Origin of the sequence: Flavobacterium sp. UBA6135 (genome assembly GCF_002428305.1) — a bacterium.
Taxonomy (GTDB): domain Bacteria; phylum Bacteroidota; class Bacteroidia; order Flavobacteriales; family Flavobacteriaceae; genus Flavobacterium.
Window position 1 is genome coordinate 13,144 of record NZ_DIVJ01000023.1, and the last position, 20,841, is coordinate 33,984.

At 35.2% G+C, this 20,841-nt stretch carries 18 protein-coding genes and 1 riboswitch; of the genes, 1 reads left to right on the forward strand and 17 read right to left on the reverse strand.

The window, feature by feature from the left end; genetic code table 11:
* Positions 1-10 precede the first annotated feature (10 nt).
* The 12 genes from B3L86_RS05945 to B3L86_RS06000 form a co-directional block, all read right to left on the reverse strand.
* Positions 11-2,401, reverse strand: a complete 2,391-nt coding sequence (locus B3L86_RS05945; RefSeq protein ID WP_291116282.1) for a penicillin acylase family protein — start codon at positions 2,399-2,401, stop codon at positions 11-13.
* 111 nt (positions 2,402-2,512) lie between these two features.
* Positions 2,513-3,601 carry an agmatinase family protein gene (locus B3L86_RS05950; RefSeq protein WP_291116285.1) on the reverse strand — a complete coding sequence of 363 codons (1,089 nt, stop codon included), beginning with the start codon at positions 3,599-3,601 and terminating at the stop codon, positions 2,513-2,515.
* 39 nt (positions 3,602-3,640) lie between these two features.
* Entirely contained in the window at positions 3,641-4,933 is a 1,293-nt protein-coding gene (gene kynU / locus B3L86_RS05955) for a kynureninase (protein WP_291116288.1), read from the reverse strand.
* 311 nt (positions 4,934-5,244) lie between these two features.
* Positions 5,245-6,294, reverse strand: coding sequence for a tRNA preQ1(34) S-adenosylmethionine ribosyltransferase-isomerase QueA (gene queA, locus B3L86_RS05960; RefSeq protein ID WP_291116291.1), 1,050 nt, complete (start codon positions 6,292-6,294; stop codon positions 5,245-5,247).
* Between the two features lie 169 nt (positions 6,295-6,463).
* Complete coding sequence (gene aroA / locus B3L86_RS05965) at positions 6,464-7,714, reverse strand: 3-phosphoshikimate 1-carboxyvinyltransferase (RefSeq protein ID WP_291116294.1); 1,251 nt, start codon at positions 7,712-7,714, stop codon at positions 6,464-6,466.
* A gap of 278 nt (positions 7,715-7,992) precedes the next feature.
* Positions 7,993-8,223, reverse strand: coding sequence for a hypothetical protein (locus B3L86_RS05970; RefSeq protein WP_291116297.1), 231 nt, complete (start codon positions 8,221-8,223; stop codon positions 7,993-7,995).
* Positions 8,224-8,225: 2 nt separating this feature from the next.
* Positions 8,226-8,552, reverse strand: coding sequence for a nucleotide pyrophosphohydrolase (locus B3L86_RS05975; RefSeq protein ID WP_188361313.1), 327 nt, complete (start codon positions 8,550-8,552; stop codon positions 8,226-8,228).
* Between the two features lies 1 nt (position 8,553).
* A complete protein-coding gene (gene dtd / locus B3L86_RS05980) occupies positions 8,554-9,006 on the reverse strand; it encodes a D-aminoacyl-tRNA deacylase (protein ID WP_291116300.1) in 453 nt (150 codons plus the stop codon).
* Positions 9,007-9,021: 15 nt separating this feature from the next.
* On the reverse strand, positions 9,022-9,990 hold the full coding sequence (gene rsgA / locus B3L86_RS05985; RefSeq protein WP_291116303.1) for a ribosome small subunit-dependent GTPase A: 969 nt from the start codon (positions 9,988-9,990) through the stop codon (positions 9,022-9,024).
* Between the two features lie 99 nt (positions 9,991-10,089).
* Positions 10,090-10,611: a hypothetical protein gene (locus B3L86_RS05990; protein ID WP_291116306.1), complete on the reverse strand. Its 522-nt coding sequence runs from the start codon at positions 10,609-10,611 to the stop codon at positions 10,090-10,092.
* Positions 10,612-10,687: 76 nt separating this feature from the next.
* Positions 10,688-11,770: a bifunctional 3-deoxy-7-phosphoheptulonate synthase/chorismate mutase type II gene (locus tag B3L86_RS05995; RefSeq protein ID WP_291116309.1), complete on the reverse strand. Its 1,083-nt coding sequence runs from the start codon at positions 11,768-11,770 to the stop codon at positions 10,688-10,690.
* A gap of 49 nt (positions 11,771-11,819) precedes the next feature.
* Entirely contained in the window at positions 11,820-12,656 is an 837-nt protein-coding gene (locus B3L86_RS06000; RefSeq protein WP_291116312.1) for a prephenate dehydratase, read from the reverse strand.
* Between the two features lie 267 nt (positions 12,657-12,923).
* On the opposite strand from B3L86_RS06000, the gene gldA reads away from it, so the two are divergent.
* The gene (gene gldA / locus B3L86_RS06005) at positions 12,924-13,823 is read left to right on the forward strand and encodes a gliding motility-associated ABC transporter ATP-binding subunit GldA (protein ID WP_291116315.1); all 900 of its coding nucleotides are present in this window, start codon (positions 12,924-12,926) and stop codon (positions 13,821-13,823) included.
* A 1-nt stretch (position 13,824) separates the two neighbouring features.
* On the opposite strand, the gene B3L86_RS06010 is transcribed toward gldA, so the two are convergent.
* The 5 genes from B3L86_RS06010 to B3L86_RS06030 all read right to left on the reverse strand — a co-directional run bounded on the left by B3L86_RS06010 (position 13,825) and on the right by B3L86_RS06030 (position 20,430).
* Positions 13,825-14,562 carry a head GIN domain-containing protein gene (locus B3L86_RS06010; protein ID WP_291116318.1) on the reverse strand — a complete coding sequence of 246 codons (738 nt, stop codon included), beginning with the start codon at positions 14,560-14,562 and terminating at the stop codon, positions 13,825-13,827.
* 2 nt (positions 14,563-14,564) lie between these two features.
* Positions 14,565-15,653 (reverse strand): acyloxyacyl hydrolase, encoded by a 1,089-nt coding sequence (locus B3L86_RS06015; RefSeq protein WP_291116321.1) that lies wholly within the window; start codon positions 15,651-15,653, stop codon positions 14,565-14,567.
* 78 nt (positions 15,654-15,731) lie between these two features.
* Positions 15,732-16,688 carry a methylenetetrahydrofolate reductase [NAD(P)H] gene (metF, locus tag B3L86_RS06020; protein WP_291116325.1) on the reverse strand — a complete coding sequence of 319 codons (957 nt, stop codon included), beginning with the start codon at positions 16,686-16,688 and terminating at the stop codon, positions 15,732-15,734.
* Between the two features lie 65 nt (positions 16,689-16,753).
* A complete protein-coding gene (gene metH / locus B3L86_RS06025) occupies positions 16,754-19,441 on the reverse strand; it encodes a methionine synthase (RefSeq protein WP_291116329.1) in 2,688 nt (895 codons plus the stop codon).
* The gene (locus B3L86_RS06030) at positions 19,441-20,430 is read right to left on the reverse strand and encodes a homocysteine S-methyltransferase family protein (RefSeq protein ID WP_291116331.1); all 990 of its coding nucleotides are present in this window, start codon (positions 20,428-20,430) and stop codon (positions 19,441-19,443) included. The genes metH and B3L86_RS06030 overlap by 1 nt, the downstream gene beginning before the upstream one ends.
* 256 nt (positions 20,431-20,686) lie before the next feature.
* Positions 20,687-20,794: riboswitch (SAM riboswitch) on the reverse strand.
* Positions 20,795-20,841: the final 47 nt, after the last annotated feature.

A 20,841-nucleotide genomic window follows, 5' to 3' on the forward strand; every position in this document is an offset into this window, starting at 1 on the left:
TAAACTGAAATTACTGCACCTTCGGTTTAAACACCAACTTCCTTGCACTCGCCTCAATCTCCTTTTTATTCATTTTCATTTTTCGGAATTTGCCTTCGTTATACATTTGAGCTTGGTCTTTGTAATGTTCACTCAACGGATTTCCCGATTGTCCGGTAGGAAGAATGCTCACGCTGTTTTCAATATCTGAAAAGTCGATGATTCTTCGGGTGGAAGGACCGGCTTTTACTTGATGATTTCCGGCTTCAGTGAATGTAAACATCAAATTATTGATGACTTCATTGGAACCATTAATTTCAAAGGGACCCACATTGAAATAACTTCGTAAAGCGGCTACTTCGCCAAGCGGATGTTTGTGTTCTACTGTATGCACTTTATTCCACGTCCATCCCGAAACTTGATTACCCAATTTTTTTTCTAAATGCGAAATGGTTTGTTGGAAAGAACGCGTCAAAATATCCTTTCGTGTTTCTATAATATCCGATGTAGTTTTGTCGTCCCACCAAGGTGAAGTTTCATTCGTAATTTGAAAGGCAATCATTTGCTTCATGATATGGGTGTTCAATAAAATTGCAAAACGGTCTTTTCCTAATTCGTCTTCAAAGGTGTTTTGGAGATAATGATATAGAAATTGGTTGTAAATGGTTGGAGCAATTGCTGTTAGTCCATTACTTCCATTCCATTTTTGAAGTGCTACAATAGCGGCTTTTTCAGTTTCCGTCAACTTATTTTGTGCCATTCCATTTAAAATACTTTGTACGATTGAGGGTGCAACCGATGATTGATCATCATTAATCATGTTCATAAAATCTTCTTTCGTCCAATCGTTTTTGGGTTCTAACAATTGAACGATTCGTTTCGCACGATCTTCAGGCAGGTAATAACCCGGATATAAATAATCATCGATGGGTTCTACTTGATTGTTGGCGGAATAAACATAATTCCAAGTAGGATTGATGGCATACGGATTTTCAGAAAACTCATAATACTCTTTTTGTTCATCTTCACCGTTTGCACCATTTAAAATAAAATTCGGATTGACATTTTCAGGCATTTTATATAATTTCCCTGAAGTTATCCAAGCAATATTTCCTTTTGCATCGCCATACATAATATTTAATCCGGGAGCGGTAATCAATTCGATACTTTGATGAAAATCTTCTACATTTTTTGCGTGACAAAGTGAATATACGGCATCTAAAATTTGATTTTTATGTTGTAAATACGTCCACCACATCGAAATGGGTTTGTCTTCTTTCAAACCATCAACCAAACCATTTAGTAACGGGCCGTGATGACTTTTTTTTACTTTTAAAACCACATCCGAACTGTCTTTTACTTTGATGGTTTTTTCAGTAATTTGATAATTTTTAAATCCTTCCGGAGTTTGGTATTGGTTTTCATTTTCGGGATTATTGGTTTCTAAAAACAAATCCATATCATCATTTTCAAACATCGTTAAACCATAAGCATACTCGCGATTATGACCCAAAAGGGGAAACGGAGTTCCGGCCAAATAATAACCATACATTTCATAATCGGGTGTAACGATATGGGCTTCATACCAAGTGGCAGGTTGCGAAAAACCAATGTGCGGATCATTGGCAAACAACACTTTTCCACTCATGGTTTTTTGAGGACCAACGACCCAACTGTTACTTCCAATGAAAGGTGGAACAGGAGAATTTTCCAATAACGAAGCAACCGATTTTGAGATTTCTGAATACGCTTCTGATTTTCCTTTAAAGCTTTTTAGTTTAGTATGAGCCAAAGAGCCGTCGATACCAAAATCTTTGAGATAATCCATTCCCAATTCATCACGAATATCGGTTATTAATGGATCTGACTTTTGAGCCATCGCAAAACTGAATGCCATATACCCAAAAATATTATACACATCTTTGATGTTGAATTTTTCTTTTGGAACGCCTACTAATTGAAATTCTATTGGTGTTGGACCTTCTTCCAAAAATTGATTAATTCCATCCAAATAGGCCAACGTTAACTGGTAACTTTCACTGTTTTTGTCCAATTGAGCAATTGCTTTTTCTGAATCTTCATCCATCCCTAAACCAGCAAAAAACTTGTCGTTTTTAAGCATCACCGATCCAAAAAGTTCAGATAATCTTCCCGGTGCAATTCTTCGCATCAGTTCCATTTGCCACAATCGATCTTGAGCGTGGACATAACCCAAAGTGGTCATTGCATCTTTTTGTGAATCAGCATAAATGTGTGGAATTCCGTAATCGTCAAAATAAACGGTGGTTTCTTTTTTGATGGATTTCAATGCGACTTCGCCATCGTATTTTGGTTTTAAAAAATAGCCATAACCTACAACAGCAATAGCTAAAATGACAAAAAGTATAAAAATAAGTACAACAATTTTTTTCAGTTTTCGCATGAAAATTAATTTTTGATTTAAAGATATAAAAAACCATTAAGAAATTAAGAAACATAAGCTTGGAGGACTTAATTCCTAACTACCTTAATGGTTTAAATTTTATATTTGAAATTAACTTCTTGGGAAATTAATCCTATTCCCCACATTCATTTTATTATTTTTAGCTAAAACACCACACATGTGAAATAACATTCTGGCACCAACATTACCATCCCAGTCGTCATTTTCTCCGGGGGCGACTTCTACTAAATCGAATCCGATGATTTCTTTATCGGTTTCTGCCAAACGACTTAATAAATAAGCTGCTTGTTCAAATGAAAATCCGCCCGGAACCGGAGTTCCCGTATTTGGGCAGTACCATGGTAAAAGTCCGTCAATATCAAAACTGATGCACACTTTTTGTGGCAAAGCGTCAATAATTTGATCACATTGTTGCCGCCAAGTTTTACCTTCAAATGTTTCTCTTTTCAAATCAGAATCAGTGTGAATGACAACTCTTCCGTTTTCTTTTTTCACCACCTCAACTTCTTGTTCGCAGAAATCACGAATACCTACTTGTACAATTTTTGAAATATGTGGAATTTGTAGAGCATTATACATGATAGAAGCATGCGAATACGTGAAACCTTCGTAAGCAATTCGCAAATCCATATGAGCATCTAAATGAAGAATACCGAAATTGTCGTGTTTCTCTGCTAAAGCTTGATAATATCCCAGGGGCGTGCTATGATCTCCACCTAAAAGCACCACTTTTTTACCTTGATTTAACCAATGCAATGTTTTTTCGCGAACGGCTTCCACCATATCGGAACAAGCGTAATTGATTTTATCTAAACTTTTACGTAAAGCCGGATGATTATCTAAAACAGCTCCACTTTCTAAAGCTTCAATAATTGGGGCTGCTTGTTTTTTATATTTTTTTGAATTCTTTTTTATTCCTTTTGGTGATTCGTCTAAAAAGATTCCTAATTTCCATAAATCTGGGAATTCTTGGTGATTTAAATCTACTTGAAAAGAAGCTTCTAAAATGGCTTCAGGACCTTTTGATGCACCGGAACCATAACTTACGGTTACTTCCCACGGCACAGGAATCACGATTATTTCACTGTCTTCAATAGAAAAAGGTAAGCCAAAAATGGTTGCGTCTGCCAAACCGGGTTGGCTGGGGTCGAAGGATTGGAGTATTTCTTGTTTAGTCATTTTTATTTAAAGGTACTAAGGTTCTGAGGTACTAAGGTGCTAAGGTTTTGATATACCTTTCTTCAAGATTTGTCCGAATTCGTACATGTCTTCAAAAGAGCAGTAGAATGGTGCTGGAGCTAAACGGATTACGTTTGGTTCACGCCAGTCGGTGATAACTCCGTTCTTCATAAGGTAATCGAACAAACTTCTTCCTTGTCCGTGTAAATAAACAGAAAGTTGGCAAGCTCTTTCTTCTTGGTTTTGAGGTGTTATGATTTCAAATTTGGTGCCGTCAATCTCCTTATCGATTTCATGAAGGATGAATTCAAGATAAGCGGTTAAAAGGTTTCTTTTTTTGATTAATTTAGTCATTCCTACTTCGGCAAACATTTCTACAGAAGCCAAATAAGGTGATAATGATAAAATGGGTAAATTACTGATCTGCCAACCATCTGCACCATAAACAGGTTCAAAATTAGGTTCCATTTTGAAACGTCTTTCTTTGTTGTGACCCCACCACCCGGCAAATCGAGGAAGTTCAAAATCGCCGTGGTGTTTTTCGTGAATAAAGCAACCCGAAGCATTTCCTGGCCCTGAATTCATATATTTGTAACTGCACCAACAAGCGAAATCAACATTCCAATCATGCAATTGAAGATCGATATTTCCAGCGGCGTGAGCTAAATCCCAACCTACAAAAGCACCTGTTTTTTGAGCTGCTGCGGTTATGGTTTTAATGTCAAATACCTGTCCTGTATAATAATTTACGCCACCAATTAACACTAATGCTAATTCGTCGCCTACTTCTTCAATTTTGGCTAAAATATCTTCGTGACGGATGTTGTGTTCCCCTTCTCTACGTTTGATTTCGATGATGGCATCACTTGGGTTGATTCCAAGGTGTCGGGAATGAAATTTCACCTGACTTTGAAACATATATTGATCAGAGGGAAAGGCTTTTTCTTCGCAAATGATTTTATATTTTTTTTCAGTGGGTTGATAGAACGAAACCATCATTAAGTGAAGATTGACGGTAAGCGTGTTCATCACTGTAATTTCAGATGGTTTTGCTCCAACGATTTCACTTAACGGAACGGCAAAACGTTCGTGATAATCCCACCAAGGTTTGTCTGCATAAAAATGACCTTCTACAGCGAGTCTTGCCCAGTCACTCATCACTTCATCAACATAGGCTTTGGTACGTTTTGGCTGTAATCCGAGTGAATTTCCCGTGAAATAAATTACATTTTTGCCATTTATACTTGGAAAAAGAAATTCGTCACGGTACTTAAAAAGTTCGTCTTGTGCATCTAATTGTTGTGCAAATTCTCGTGTATTTTGAAATTCCATGCAGTTATTTGTTTGTGTGGTAAAGATAGTAATTTTTTGGATGTAGGGACAGGTAGCGACCTGTCCCTACTAGAAATTGGATTGATAAATTGAAAATCAAAATTAGCACTTGAAGTGGAGTATTGATTGCGTGAAGGATAGAGCCTTTTTTTGAACTCTTTTTGTTTCAGCCCAGCGGGATAGAACAAAAAAGTGAGTAGCAAAAGTCCGTTTGCCTTTTCGGCGGAATAGGCCAAAAAAAATCCCAACCTGAAGAGATTGAGATTATGTATTTTTTTTGAACCTGAAACAAGTTCAGATTGACACTAATATTAAATTATTAACATGGCATCACCATACGAGTAGAATTTGTATTTTTCCTTAATGGCTTCTTCGTATGCTTTCTTCATTAAATCATGTCCACAAAAAGCCGAAATCATCATTAAAAGTGTTGATTTTGGTGTATGAAAATTGGTTATCATACAATCAGCAATACTGAAATCGTAGGGAGGAAAAATGAATTTATTGGTCCATCCGGTGAAAGGATTCAGCTCTCTGTTTGAAGAAACCGAACTTTCAATAGCTCTCATAGAAGTAGTTCCTACACAACAAATTCTTTTCTTTTTTAGCTTTGCTGAATTAACAATATTACAAGCTTCTTCTGAAATAATCAATTCTTCAGAATCCATCTTATGTTTTGACAAATCCTCAACTTCAACAGGATTGAAGGTTCCTAAACCAACATGTAAGGTCACTTCAGCAAAGTTTACTCCTTTAATTTCTAATCTTTTCAGGAGATGTTTTGAAAAGTGTAGCCCAGCAGTTGGGGCAGCAACTGCTCCTTCTACTTTTGCATAAATGGTTTGGTATCGTTCTTCATCTTCCGGAGTTACTTCTCTATTAATGTATTTTGGTATTGGTGTTTCGCCTAAATCTCTCAATTTTAAACGGAATTCTTCGTAGGAACCATCATATAAAAAACGTAATGTTCTTCCGCGAGAAGTAGTGTTGTCAATTACTTCAGCAACAAGCGAATCATCATCACCAAAGTATAATTTATTTCCGATTCTGATTTTACGAGCCGGATCTACTAAAACATCCCAGAGGCGTTGTTCTGCATTTAGTTCGCGTAATAAAAAAACTTCAATTCTTGCACCTGTTTTTTCTTTATTTCCATACAATCGAGCAGGAAAAACTTTAGTGTTGTTCATAATCATTACATCGCCATCGTCAAAATAGTTGATGATGTCTTTGAACAACTTATGTTCTATTGTTTTTTTGGCTCTATCTACAACCATTAAACGTGATTCGTCACGGTTTTCAGCAGGAAATTCAGCCAATAATTCAGTTGGAAGATTGAATTGAAAATGAGATAATTTCATTAAAAGAAGTTTAAAAGTTTAAAAGTTTAAAAGTTTAAGGGTTATTTCCTTAGACATTTAAAATTCAGGTGGCAAATATACGATTGTGAGATAGGCGTTGTCAAGTGTTTTGAGGTTTATTTTTAAATTAAGTTGCTGAGTAGCTAAGCCACTGAGTTCTGAGTTAGTTTTATTCTGAAAAATGAAATCCAAAACCTTGTAAATCATCCCAAAAAGCAGGATATGATTTTGAGACGACTTCTGCTTCTTGGATAGTTATCGGAACTTTTAATGCTAATGGGGCAAAAGCCATTGCCATTCTGTGGTCTTGGTAGGTGGCAATATTTATTGATGGAATAATTGATTTTGAACTTTCTAGAGTCAAACTATCATTTGTCACTGAAATCGTTGCTCCTAATTTTGAAAGTTCGGTTTTCAAAGCTTCCAATCTATCGGTTTCTTTAATTTTTAAAGTATGTAAGCCATTTAAATGACAGCCGATACCTAATCCGAAGCATGTTACAGCGATGGTTTGGGCGATATCGGGGGAATTGTTTAATTGCGAGTTGAAAGTTGCGAGTTGCGGGTTACGGTTTTTTGAAAGTGTTATTGATTGGTTGTTATTGAAAACGGTTTCAACTCCGAAACTTTTGTAAATTTCAACTAAAGCGGCATCACCTTGTAAGCTGTTTTCTTTGTAGCTTGAAAGTGTAATTTGTGTTCCGATTTCTGATAATGCGATGATGGAATACCAGTAGGATGCAGATGACCAATCGGATTCAACCAAAATGTGAGATGCTGAAACAAGTTCAGCATGACAAATAGCTATTTTATTTCCATTAAAAGAAGTTTTAACACCAATTTCATTTAGCAAAGCTAATGTCATGTTGATGTAAGGGATAGAAGTTATTTCACCTTCCAGTGTGAGTTCTAAACCATTTTCCAATTTTGGAGCAACTAATAATAAGGCGGAAATATATTGACTGCTGACGTTTGCGGGAAGTGAAACTTTATTTTTTATTATTTTTTTTCCTTTGATTCGGATTGGTGGGAAACCATCATTTTCTTCGTAAGTGATTTCGGCTCCAAGTTGATTTAAGGCTTCCACTAAAATTTTAATGGGTCGCTCTTTCATTCTGGGTGAACCGGTTAAAATTACTTCTCTCCCTTCTTGAATGGCAAAAAAAGCGGCAAGAAAACGCATGGCTGTTCCGGCATGGTGAACGTCAATTTGTTGCGGGTTGCGGGTTGCGGGTTGCGAGTTTTGTAATGCTTGAATCATCACTTCTGAATCATCGGAATTGGAAGTGTTTTCTAAAGTAATGTTTGGATATAAGGCTTGCAACAACAACAATCTGTTGGTTTCTGATTTGGAACCGGTGATTTTAAGTTGCGGGTTGCGAGTTATGGGTTGTGGGTTGTATGAAAGGTTTAAATTCATTTTTATATTTCTCAGAAAGAAACTCAAAGATACACAGAGTCAGGTTTAGTCTTTATCTTTATCAATGATTTTTTTGGCATTCTTTAATGCATATTTCATTTTTGCAAAGATAAATACATCAACAAAAGCCATCGTAACCGACCATAAAATGATATAAAACCACGGATTTGGATTTTCTTTATCAAAGAAATAAATAGACAGGTAGCTTATCAGACCATAAAAAGCAAGTGCAAGAAAGAAATGTATTATTTTCTTCTTAATGAATTAGCAGACAAAATTTATTTCAAATTCTCTTTATTATTTTCATCGGTTATTTTAGGCTTTTTGTATCTATTTCTAATTTTCTCAAAAACAAATAGTTCGGCTAAACCCATTAAAAAACCAAAAATTAAACTTTGAAGAACAATTTCTTTAGCCGTCATTTCTTTTTCAAAAAAATATAGAAGCAATCCAAATAATGGACTCAACAACAATAAACTAGCTAACATAACCGCTACATTCTTATTCATGCTTATTTCAATTTTTCATTGTTTTGATGCCTATCGTGGTCACGTTTGGTTTTGATATCCATTTTTTTATCAAAAGCGGCTTGTAAATCCACTCCTGTTTGATTGGCCAGACACAAAACTACAAAAACCACATCGGCTAATTCTTCACCAAGATCTTTGTTTTTATCACTTTCTTTTTCGGATTGTTCACCATAACGACGGGCTATGATTCGAGCTACCTCACCTACTTCTTCAGTAAGCTGAGCCATGTTGGTTAATTCGTTGAAATAACGAACTCCGTGGTTTTTTATCCAATTGTCAACTTCCAGTTGTGAATTTTTCAGGTTCATGTTATTTTTTATTTTTTGTATCAATTAATATCGTCACCGGTCCATCATTTGTTAAATTCACTTTCATATCAGCTCCAAACACACCGGTTTGAACAAATTTTCCTAAATCTAATTCAACTTGTTTGATGAAATCTTCATAAAGTGGTATTGCAACTTCAGGTTTTGCTGCTTTGATGTAGGAAGGACGATTGCCTTTTTTAGTAGAAGCGTGAAGAGTAAATTGACTTACAACTATTATTTCTCCTTTAATGTCTTTTAACGACAAATTCATGACCTGATTGTCATCTTCAAAAATGCGAAGGCTTGCTATTTTTGATGAAAGCCATTCAATATCTTCTTTAGAATCGGTATCCTCAATTCCAATTAAAACCAAAATTCCTTTTTGAATTGAAGCTACAATTTCATTTTCTATTATCACTGAAGCCTCTGAGACTCTCTGAATTACCGCTTTCATTTTAAGTTAATTAGGTTACTCTAAATCCTGATTTCTTCCGTCTGCATACATATCATTACGGTATTGTTCATCATCACCTTCTAAGATTTGAAGATAACTTTTATATCGAGACCATGCAATTTTATCTTCTTCTAAAGCTTTTTTGATGGCACAATTGGGTTCGTCTTTATGTAAGCAATTGTTAAACTTACATTGATCTTCTAGTTCAAAAAACTCAGGAAAATAACCTTTAATTTCTTGTTTTTCCATATCAACAATTCCAAAGCCTCTAATTCCGGGCGTGTCAATAATTTTAGATCCAAATGACAAATCAAACATCTCAGCAAAAGTGGTTGTGTGTTGTCCTTGCTGATGTAAATCTGAAATTTGTTTGGTTTTCAAATTCAAAGTAGGTTCTAATGCATTAACCAAAGTAGATTTTCCAACACCGGAGTGACCTGAAAACATACAAACTTTCCCCTTCATCATTGCTTTTAATGCATCCAAACCCTTAGCTTCTGTAGCAGAAACTCGCAAACATTCATAACCGATTTGAGTGTAGATGTATTGCAAATACAATTGATCATCAGCCATTGCTTCATCAAACGTGTCAATTTTATTAAAAAGTAAAACTGCTTTGATGTGATAGGCTTCGGCTGTTACTAAAAATCGATCAATGAAACTGGTAGTTGTAATTGGATTGTTGATTGTAACGATTAAAAACACAATATCAATATTCGAGGCTATAATATGCGTTTGCTTAGAAAGATTTACAGACTTTCTGACAATATAATTTTTTCTATCGTGAATGTTGTGAATGGAACCTGTTACAGCATCGGATGTTTCGTCTATATCAAAATCAACTACATCGCCAACCGCTATTGGATTGGTACTTTTAATTCCTTTCATGCGAAATTTACCCTTAATTCTGCAATCAAAAAAAGTATTGTCTTGCGTTTTAACGGTGTACCAACTTCCGGTAGATTTATAAACAACTCCTGTCATGTGACAAAGATATTATAATTCTTGATATTAAAATTTAGATTTTATAAAACAAAAAAAGTTGCCTAAATGGCAACTTTTTATACTTAAGATACATAAAAACTAGTATTTGTAAGCAACACCTTTTTTGATAGCTTGAGAACCTCCTAAAGAATTAGAACTTGCTCCGACGGTAGTTTTATCAGCTGTTTGTAAAATAAAAGGGCAACCCATTGCTGCAGCAGCCATTTTCAATTTTTTCTCTGCCTTTTTGTCTCCTGTATTTCCAGTGTGGTAATTTATTAATCCCGTTTTCCCTCTAATCTCATCTACTTTTTTAAGTCCCGCGATATATGATTTCTCTTCAAGAATTACTACTTTTTCCCAATCTGCCTCACCACTCACGATAATTTTCTCAGTAACTTCTTCGACTCTTCCGCTTTTTCCGTAAACAATTTTTTCAATTGCATACTTCCCAATTACGTTTTCTGCATCTTCTCCATCGTATTTAAATACAATTGTGTATTCTTCAACTCTTGTTACTTTACCGTCTACAGTTTCACCATTGTGCTTGTAAATTTTATCAACTTGTGCTGAAACAATAGCACTAAAAGATAATAATGCTATAAAAATAATTTTTTTCATGTTTTGTTTATCTATAAATTTAGGTGCGATATTACAAAAAAAAAATGCGTTACACAAAAAATAAAGTCACTAGATATTAATTATTTATGATTTTCTCTTGATGATTAATACTTTCTTGGTGAATAGCTTTAAAAAGCTGAATTATAAATTCTTCGCTCAATCCTTTTTGATTTCCATCATTAATCATTTTATCCAAAATTTCTTGCCAACGTTTGTTTTGCAAAATAGCGACATTTTTTTCTTTCTTTAAAACCCCTATTTGGCCGGCTACTTTCATTCTGTTTCCTAAAATTTCAAGCAATTTAGTATCAAACTCATCAATTTGAGTTCGTAATTTGTTCATTCGTTTTGTAAAATCATCGGCATCATCGGTTTCCTTTCTTACTTTTAAATCAACAAAAATTTGCTTTAATTTTGCTGGAGTCACTTGTTGTGCAGCATCGCTCCATGCGTTTTCAGGGTCAATATGGGTTTCAATTATTAGTCCGTCATAATTCAAATCAAGAGCTTGTTGCGAAACTTCAAATATCATTTCTCGGTTACCTGTAATGTGCGAAGGGTCACAAATTAAAGGCAAATCAGGAAATCGATTTTGCAAATCGATTGCAATTTGCCATTCCGGATTATTGCGGTATTTGGTTTTTTCGTAAGTTGAAAACCCTCTGTGAATTACGCCCAATTTTTCAATTCCGGCATTATACAAACGTTCCAATCCGCCTATCCATAAAGACAAATCGGGATTTACCGGATTTTTTAATAAAACAATTTTATCGGTTCCTTTTAAAGCATCTGCAATTTCTTGCACTGCAAAAGGGTTAACTGTTGTTCTTGCTCCAATCCAAAGTACGTCAATATCATGTTCTAAAGCTAATTTAACATGATTGGCATTGGCAACCTCAACCGCCATTAAAAGTCCGGTTTCGGCCTTTGCTTTTTGCAACCATTTTAAACCAATCGCACCAACTCCTTCAAAACCTCCCGGACGCGTTCTTGGTTTCCAGATTCCGGCCCTAAAAATGGAAACGTCAGAATCTTTTAGTTCTCTGGCAATTTGCATCACTTGATCTTCCGTTTCAGCACTACAAGGTCCGGCAATCACTAACGGATGGGCTAAATTTAAATTGTTATACCAGTTTTTTAAAGTTGTTTTATTTTTCATAGCTTAATTTCTACTGTAAAAATATAGTGTTTTTTTTAATTTTTGATTATTAGTTTTTGATTTCATTCCCACTTTTATATTCACCTAAAACTTTAAAATGCGTGGTCATAATTTCCAATAATTTTTTTGCTTTTTCATAGTGCTTGTATTTTTCAAAAACTACATCCACAAAAAATGAATACTGAAAAGGTGTTTCAATAATGGGCATGGATTGAATTTTTGTTAAATTCAATTTACAATTGTTCATCACATTTAAAACAGTGGCTAAACTTCCTTGCGTATCATCGAGTTCAAACTTTATGGAAGCTTTATTAATTTCTTCATGCGGTAATTCTTTGTTTTGTGTTTTCAAAACTACAAATCGGGTTTTATTGCTTTTTATGGTATGAATGGAGGAGAACAAAGTATTTAAGTTATACAATTCCGCCGCAACCGGACTCGCCAAAGCACCAATTCCTTTCAAATTATTTTGTTTTATATTTTTTGCCGCAGCAGCCGTATCACTACTTTCTACTAATTTAATATGAGGATATTTTTTTAAAAATTCTCCGCATTGCAATAAAGCAATAGGATGCGAATGAATCTCAGTTAACTCCTCAATTGACTGTCCGTTTAACACCATCAAATCCAATTGAATATCTAAATAATATTCACCAATTATGTGCAAATTATTTCTATCAATCAACGCATAATTTGGAATTATTGAACCTGCAATAGAATTTTCGAGTGCCATAATTCCCTTTTGAGCTTTGTTCTCAAGCATCGCTTTTACAACCGAATCAAAGGAATTACATTCTTCAATTTTACATGAATCGTCAAAATAAGCCTGTGCCACTTGATGATGAAAAGACCCTTTAATTCCCTGAATTGCCACTTTTGTTTCCATAGTTTATATGCAAAAAATCCCGACTCTTTTGGAATCGGGATTTATATTGTTTGTTGAATTAAAAATTTACCTTACACTACACAATACATATCCCGTTCTTCTCCAAAAGAAAAAGTAAAAGAAATTAGTATAATATATTGTGTTGTGCGAAATCATTATTACTGATTTAAGTTTTGCTAATATAGGAATTAATTTGAAAGCAAAATACTTTTATTAAAAAAAGTGAGTTAAATAAAAAACTTTACTTTTGTGATAAATTTATAGACCATGTCAATTGAAGTTCAAAATATTAGCAAATCCTACGGAACACAAAAAGCACTTGATGCCATTTCTTTTTCTGTAAAACAAGGCGAAATTGTTGGTTTTTTGGGACCAAATGGTGCCGGAAAATCTACTTTAATGAAGATTTTGACTACTTATATTGCTTCTGATGAAGGAGCAGCTTCTGTAGCCGGATTTGATGTTGAAAATTCAAAAAAAGACGTTCAAAAAAATGTGGGATATCTTCCCGAACACAACCCGTTATATTTAGAATTATATGTTCGCGAATATTTGACTTTCAATGCAAATGTGTATAATGTTCCCAAATCACGAATTCAAGAAGTGATTGAATTAACAGGTTTAACTCCTGAAAGTCATAAAAAAATTGGTCAGCTTTCAAAAGGTTATAGACAACGTGTTGGTTTAGCCACCGCATTACTTCACAATCCTGAAGTTTTGATTTTGGATGAACCCACAACCGGATTGGACCCTAATCAATTGGTTGAAATCAGAGATTTAATAAAAAATATTGGAGCCAATAAAACGGTTTTTCTTTCGACACATATTATGCAGGAAGTTGAAGCCATTTGTGATCGGGTTATAATTATCAATCAAGGAAAAATTGTCACCGATAAAAAATTGGATAAACTTATAACCGATGAACAAGAACAACTGATTGAGGTGGAGTTTGACAAAAACATTTCAAACGAAGATTTAAAAGATTTACCCAATTTAAAATCGGCAATAAATACCCACGACACTACTTGGGAATTTACTTTTTTAACCTCCGAAGATATGCGGTCAAAATTGTTTGATTTTGCAACTGAAAAAGGATTAAAAACGCTTCAAATTCAATTGAAAAGTAAAAATTTGGAAACTATTTTCAGAGAAAAAACTAAAAAATAAATCAATTCAAAATCAATCTTCCCGTATAATGTTGTTGCACATTTATACTTGGCGGATTGTTTTTTAGAATTGCATCTCCGGTTCCATACAAATTCCCTTCGATGGATTGAATTGGAAAAAGTTCCACATCATTGCTACCTCTGTGAAATAATTGAATAGTTTGAGCTTGTAATTGTTCGCCTTTAAATTTTCCGTTTCCGGCATAAAAATTTAAACTCAATTCTGAACATGTTCCGTTGATGTAAAATGCAGAGGCATTATTACTGGCTATTACCAATTGAGAAACGGCTACATCAAAGTAAAAATCACCTGTTCCGGCAGCTGAACCGTCGTCCATTGAGATCAATCGTAGTGTTGGAAAGGTTAATAGACCTATTGAACGAATGGGTTGTTCTGTTTTAGAATTTATATTAATAAGTGTTGGTGTAGTAATTGTAACGGTGGTTTTTCCGTAATCTCTATTTAAATTACAATCGGTTTTATCTTCAAGAAAAAGCACACCGTCTTGAACATAAACTCTAATATTATCAATTAAATTTTCACCAGCAACCACTACAACTTCTTGTTCGTTTCCTTCTTTAATATTAACAGCAATTCCATTTCCAATATATAGATTAGAAAACTCTTCTGTTTCAAAAACCTTAGAAACAAAATTTCCTGATTTTTTAAAACAGTCTTCAGACAACGAACAACTTGTCTGAATAAAAAGTACCACCAATAAAAAAATACCTTTTTTCATAATTACAATCTTACCCCTATTCCCCATTCAATGGCTTCCGCTTTTGCTCCATGCGATTTCAATGCCACACCGGTAAATAGTTTTGGTGTTATATAATATTTCAATCCCAATCGTTGATAAATGTCCATTTCTTCTCTAAATTGTTTGTAAACATAAATTCCCAACTGGGTTTCTATGGATAATTTATTTATAAACAATTCATGTCCCGCAAAAACACTAACTCGTCTGTAGTCTGTTTCTGGGTCAATCGGCTCCAACTCAGGAAACGCAATTGCTCTGTAAGCAATATATTCTTTTAAACTTTGCGTGAAAAACAACTCTGTTCCAAGTTGTAAGGCACTTTTTCTCCCGATTCGTTTGTCCACATGAGTACTAAAATGATAAAATGGTTTTTGGCCACTTCCTACCACGCTACTTTCATTTACGCCAGTTCTAAAGGTAAAATTAAAACGAATAGGTTCTTTAAACTTGGCAATGGAATCCACTTTTTGATATTTAAAAGGTTCGCCTACATTATAATTCAATCCTAAATTTATGCCATACGTATTTATTCCTCTGTTTGGAGATTTTATCCTACCGTTTGAAAAATGTGTAAAAAACAAACCGGCATTAAACCCAATAGGACCAACAAAATAAGGTTTTTGATAATGCAGTAAAAAATAATTACTACTCATAAATCGAGAACCAAAAGCATTGTTCTTAAAATTCAATTCCTTGTCATACGGATTTGTTGTCATGGCAATTCCTTGAGAAATCCGAAACATCAAATTTCGATTTAAAAAGTAAAAATTATAATGGGCATTGATGGCGAAATTTTTTCCTAAATATTGATTTTCAAAATCTTGAAATAAGAATGAAACACCATAATCAGGATAATTATAAATGGAATGCCATTCTTTATTTCCGGTAGTTTTAAAATTATAGCTTAGAATTAAGCCTTGCGGATGACCCGTAATCAAATGATTTATATCCGGCACATGATTAAGAATGTTACCATGAATATAATTCAAATCGAAATAACCATTGGTAGTTTTTTCTTGGCCAAAAGTCAATGAGCAAAATAATAAAAACCAAAAAACATGTTTACTCATTCCTATTTTTTAAGAATCGCAAATATAATCGAATATGTTTAGGAGTCAAATTTTAAAGGAAATTCTCTATCATTTGTTTTAAAATACTTCTTTAGCAATTGCTTTAATGTTCTCGGCTTTCCCCATCGAATAATAATGCAAAACCGGAAAACCTGCTGCAACCAATCCTTTTGATTGTTCGACACACCATTCGACTCCGATTTGCTTTACCGCTTCGTTGTCTTTTGCTTTTACAACGGCCATAATCAAATCATCAGGCAAATCAACTTTGAATCGATGCGGAATCAAATTTAACTGCTTTTTGGTGGCAATTGGTTTCAATCCCGGTATAATTGGCACAGTAATTCCGGCTGCTCTGCATTTAGCAACAAAATCAAAAAAACGTTTGTTGTCAAAAAACATTTGGGTTATAATATAATCCGCTCCGTTTTTGATTTTTTGTTTTAAGAAATGAATATCGCTGTCAACACTAGGAGCTTCCATGTGTTTTTCAGGATAACCGGCTACGCCAATGCAGAAATTAGTGCATGAAGAGTTTTGTAAATCTTCATCCAAATAAATGCCTTTGTTCAAATTGTGGATTTGTGTAACCAATTCGGAAGCATATTCATTCCCTTCCTTTTCGGGCTTGAAATAAATTTCGTTTTTCAAAGCATCTCCACGAAGAGCTACAACATTATCAATACCTAAAAAATCTAAATCAATTAATAAATTTTCGGTATCTTCTTTTGTAAAACCGCCACATAAAATATGCGGAATGGCATCTACCTCATATTTATTTTGAATTCCGGCACAAATTCCAACCGTTCCCGGACGTTTTTTTACAATTTTCTTTTGTAATAATCCGCTCGGTAATTCCTTGAATTCATATTCTTCCCGATGATACGTTACATCAATGAATGGTGGATTAAATTCCATTAACGGATCAATTGAATCAAAAATAGATTGAATATTTTGCCCTTTTAACGGAGGTAAAATCTCAAAGGAGAATAAGGGTTTGCCGCTGGCGTTTTCGATATGTTGGGTTACTTTCATTTTCGGTTATCTGTTATCGGTTGTCGGTTGTCTGTTAACTGATAACGGACAACAGACAACGGTTTTTACTCTGCTATATTCGGCGAAAGCCATTTCATCGCCAGTTCTACACTAATATTTCTTCGTTTGGCGTAATCTTCTACTTGGTCTTTTTTGATTTTACCTAATCCGAAATATTTGCTTTCCCGATGAGCAAAATAATATCCTGAAACCGAGGAAGCCGGCCACATTGCCATACTTTCAGTCAATTTTACACCTATTTTTTCTTCTACATTTAATAGTTTCCAAATCGTAGGTTTCTCCAAATGATCCGGACAAGCAGGATACCCAGGAGCCGGACGAATTCCGGTGTAATTTTCTTTGATTAATTCATCATTTGATAATTTTTCATCAGAAGAATAACCCCAAATTTCTTTTCGCACTTTTAGGTGTAAATATTCTGCAAAAGCTTCCGCTAATCGATCGCCTAAAGCTTTTACTAAAATGGAATTGTAATCGTCTAATTGTTTTTCAAATTCTGAGGCTTTTTCATCTACACCAAAGCCGGTTGTGACACAAAAACAGCCGATGTAATCTTGAATTCCAGACTCTTTTGGAGCGATGAAATCGGCTAAAGCTATGTTTGGTGCACCTGCGGTTTTTTGGGATTGTTGGCGTAATGTGATAAAAGCTGTAGAGACGTTGCATGCAACGTCTGTACCAATGATGATATCATCATCATTTATAGTGTTGGCTGGAAAAATTCCCAAAATTCCTTTGGCAGTTAACCATTTTTCGCTGACGATTTGTTGTAGCATTTTTTGTGCATCTTCAAATAGATCAGTTGCTTGTTTTCCAACAATTTCATCGGTTAAAATGGCTGGATATTTTCCGAATAACTCCCATGATTGAAAAAAAGGTGTCCAATCAATAAAATCAACTAATTCTGATAATTCAACTTCAATTGTTTTTGTTCCGATAAAATTGGGTTTTTCTGGATGATAATTTTTCCAATCGAGCTGTAATTTATTTTTTCGGGCTTCATTTATTGATAAAAAATTCTTTTCTCTACTCCTATTTAAATACCCTTCCCGAAGATGATCATAATCCTCTCGAACTAATTTGGCGTAAGCTGTTTTTGTTTCCGCTTGCAATAAATTTGTAGCGACAGTAACCGCTCGCGATGCATCATTTACGTGCACAACGGTTTCCTTATATTCTGGTGCTATTTTCACGGCAGTATGAGCACGAGAAGTCGTTGCACCACCAATCATAATTGGAATTTTGATGTTCAACTTATCCATTTCTTTCGCCAAATAAACCATTTCATCCAGCGATGGTGTGATTAATCCGCTTAAACCGATAATATCTACGTTTTCTCTGATAGCCGCTTCGATGATTTTTTCCGGCGGAACCATTACACCTAAATCGATGATTTCAAAATTGTTACAAGCTAAAACTACCGCAACTATATTTTTACCAATATCGTGTACATCGCCTTTCACGGTTGCCATCAACACTTTTCCGGCTGAAGATGAAGCAGTTGAATCTTTCTCTTCTTCGATGAAAGGAAGTAAATATGCTACTGCTTTTTTCATCACTCGTGCAGATTTAACTACTTGTGGTAAAAACATTTTTCCGCTACCAAACAAATCGCCTACTACATTCATTCCTGCCATTAAATTAATTTCAATGACTTCGATGGCTTTTGTGGCATTTATTCTGGCTTCTTCTACATCAATTTCGATAAATTCATCAATTCCTTTGACTAATGAATGGGTTAATCTTTCTTGAACAGAGCCATTTCGCCATTCTTGAATCGCTTTTTCATTGATTTTAAAATCCCCTTTGAAACTCTCGGCTAATTCTAAAAGTCGTTCAGTGGCATCATTTCTTCTGTTTAGTAAAACATCTTCAACGTGTTCTAATAATTTTTTGTCGATTTCATCATAAATTTCAAGCATTTCAGGATTTACAATTCCCATCGTCATTCCGTTTTGAATGGCGTGATATAGGAAAGCAGAATGCATCGCTTCACGTACTTTGTCGTTTCCACGGAAAGAAAAAGAAACATTACTCACACCACCAGAAATATTCGCATAGGGAAGATTTTCACGAATCCATTTGGTTGCCCTGAAAAAATCTAAAGCGTTTAATTTATGTTCCTCCATTCCTGTCGCAACGGGGAATATGTTTGGGTCGAAAATGATGTCTTCCGCTGGAAAACCAACTTTATCAACTAAAATATCATAGCTTCTTTTGCAAATTTCGATACGTCTTTCGTAATTATCGGCTTGACCTTTTTCGTCAAAAGCCATCACGATGACAGCTGCACCGTAACGTTTGATTAATTTGGCGTGATGAATAAATGTTTCTTCTCCTTCTTTTAACGAAATGGAATTTACGACACCTTTTCCCTGAACTACTTTTAATCCTGCTTCGATGATTTCCCATTTGGAGCTGTCAATCATCACCGGAACTCGAGCAATATCAGGTTCTGCGGCTATCAAATTCAAGAATTTAGTCATTGCATATACGCCGTCCAACATTCCTTCGTCCATATTGACGTCGATGATTTGGGCTCCACCTTCTACTTGATTTCTGGCAATATCCAGAGCTTCTTCGTACTTTTCTTCTTTGATTAAACGAAGAAATTTTCGTGAACCGGTGACGTTTGTTCGTTCGCCAACGTTTACGAAATTCGTTTCAGGAGTTATAATAAGCGGTTCAAGACCGGATAATTTTAAATATTTTTTACAATCTGATTCAGGCATTATATCTTTTCTAAAATTTGTCTGGGTTTAAATTCTTTGGCCACTTCAGCAATTAATTTGATGTGTTCCGGAGTTGTGCCACAACAACCACCAATGATGTTGATTAAATTGTCTTGCAAATACTCTCGGATTAAGCCTTGCATTTCTTCCGGACTTTGGTCGTATTGCCCGAATGCATTGGGTAATCCGGCATTGGGATGAGCGGAAATATTGATTTGAGTGTTGTGTGCTAATCGTTTTAAATAGGGTTTTAACTGATCTGCTCCTAACGCACAATTAAATCCTATGCTTAGTAATGGAATATGTGAGATGGAAATTAAAAAAGCTTCAACGGTTTGACCGGAAAGTGTACGTCCGGAAGCATCCGTGATTGTACCGGAAACCATAACCGGAATGTCGAGATTTCGTTCTTCTTTGACTTCTTCGATGGCGAAAAGAGCAGCTTTGGCGTTGAGTGTGTCAAAAATAGTTTCTACTAATAAAACATCTGAACCACCATCAATCAAAGCTTCGACTTGTTGTTTGTAAGCGATACGTAAATCGTCGAATGTTACAGCACGAAATCCGGGATCGTTTACGTCGGGACTCATAGAAGCGGTTCGGTTGGTTGGTCCGATGGAACCGGCAACAAAACGTGGTTTATCGGTGAATTCATCGGCTACTTCGCGAGCGATTTTGGCGGATTGGTAATTGAGTTCGTAAACCAAATCTTCCAGATGATAATCGGCCATTCCGATGGTGGTTCCGGAAAAAGTGTTGGTTTCTACGATGTCGGCACCGGCTTCAAAATAGGCTCGGTGAACTGCTTTTACGGCTTCGGGTTGTGTGATGGAAAGTAAGTCGTTATTTCCTTTTAGTGGATGTGGAAAATCTTTGAAACGGTCTCCACGAAAATCTTCTTCGGAGAAGTTGTTTCGTTGTAACATTGTTCCCATCGCTCCGTCGAGGACGAGGATTCTTTCTTGTATGGCTTTTTCTATTTTTGACATATTATTTTTTTTTAACCACGAAGTTCACGAAGGAATTTCGCAAAGTTCACTACTACTTCTTTGTTGCACTGACGCCTAGCCCCGATAGAAGTGGAAAGCCTTTTGCAGGATTGTTGCATTTTTTCTTGGCAAAAAAGAGCGACCAAAGGAAGCTCCTTTTTTGACTTAGAAAAAAGCAACAAGACAAAAAAGCTTGTAACGAATAGCGGGATTAGCTTCTAACTAAAAAAATTATCAGGAAATAGAGGAAATAAACGGGTTATCTGTTCTCGTTTTGTGAACGAGATAGAATGTAGCACCTTCTACAGTTGCAGGGTTGCTAAGCTTTCACAGGGTCTAGTCCCTCCGGCTTTCGTGATAACGATCAGTATGTATATGAACGGGGCAAATATAATGAGTAATTTGGGAATA

Excerpts from the sequence above, each read along its gene's own strand:
- B3L86_RS05945 (WP_291116282.1), bottom strand. The coding sequence starts at position 2,401 with ATGCGAAAACTGAAAAAAATTGTTGTACTTATTTTTATACTTTTTGTC.
- B3L86_RS05950 (WP_291116285.1), bottom strand. The coding sequence starts at position 3,601 with ATGACTAAACAAGAAATACTCCAATCCTTCGACCCCAGCCAACCCGGT.
- kynU (WP_291116288.1), bottom strand. The coding sequence starts at position 4,933 with ATGGAATTTCAAAATACACGAGAATTTGCACAACAATTAGATGCACAA.
- queA (WP_291116291.1), bottom strand. The coding sequence starts at position 6,294 with ATGAAATTATCTCATTTTCAATTCAATCTTCCAACTGAATTATTGGCT.
- aroA (WP_291116294.1), bottom strand. The coding sequence starts at position 7,714 with ATGAATTTAAACCTTTCATACAACCCACAACCCATAACTCGCAACCCG.
- B3L86_RS05970 (WP_291116297.1), bottom strand. The coding sequence starts at position 8,223 with ATGAATAAGAATGTAGCGGTTATGTTAGCTAGTTTATTGTTGTTGAGT.
- B3L86_RS05975 (WP_188361313.1), bottom strand. The coding sequence starts at position 8,552 with ATGAACCTGAAAAATTCACAACTGGAAGTTGACAATTGGATAAAAAAC.
- dtd (WP_291116300.1), bottom strand. The coding sequence starts at position 9,006 with ATGAAAGCGGTAATTCAGAGAGTCTCAGAGGCTTCAGTGATAATAGAA.
- rsgA (WP_291116303.1), bottom strand. The coding sequence starts at position 9,990 with ATGACAGGAGTTGTTTATAAATCTACCGGAAGTTGGTACACCGTTAAA.
- B3L86_RS05990 (WP_291116306.1), bottom strand. The coding sequence starts at position 10,611 with ATGAAAAAAATTATTTTTATAGCATTATTATCTTTTAGTGCTATTGTT.
- B3L86_RS05995 (WP_291116309.1), bottom strand. The coding sequence starts at position 11,770 with ATGAAAAATAAAACAACTTTAAAAAACTGGTATAACAATTTAAATTTA.
- B3L86_RS06000 (WP_291116312.1), bottom strand. The coding sequence starts at position 12,656 with ATGGAAACAAAAGTGGCAATTCAGGGAATTAAAGGGTCTTTTCATCAT.
- gldA (WP_291116315.1), top strand. The coding sequence starts at position 12,924 with ATGTCAATTGAAGTTCAAAATATTAGCAAATCCTACGGAACACAAAAA.
- B3L86_RS06010 (WP_291116318.1), bottom strand. The coding sequence starts at position 14,562 with ATGAAAAAAGGTATTTTTTTATTGGTGGTACTTTTTATTCAGACAAGT.
- B3L86_RS06015 (WP_291116321.1), bottom strand. The coding sequence starts at position 15,653 with ATGAGTAAACATGTTTTTTGGTTTTTATTATTTTGCTCATTGACTTTT.
- metF (WP_291116325.1), bottom strand. The coding sequence starts at position 16,688 with ATGAAAGTAACCCAACATATCGAAAACGCCAGCGGCAAACCCTTATTC.
- metH (WP_291116329.1), bottom strand. The coding sequence starts at position 19,441 with ATGCCTGAATCAGATTGTAAAAAATATTTAAAATTATCCGGTCTTGAA.
- B3L86_RS06030 (WP_291116331.1), bottom strand. The coding sequence starts at position 20,430 with ATGTCAAAAATAGAAAAAGCCATACAAGAAAGAATCCTCGTCCTCGAC.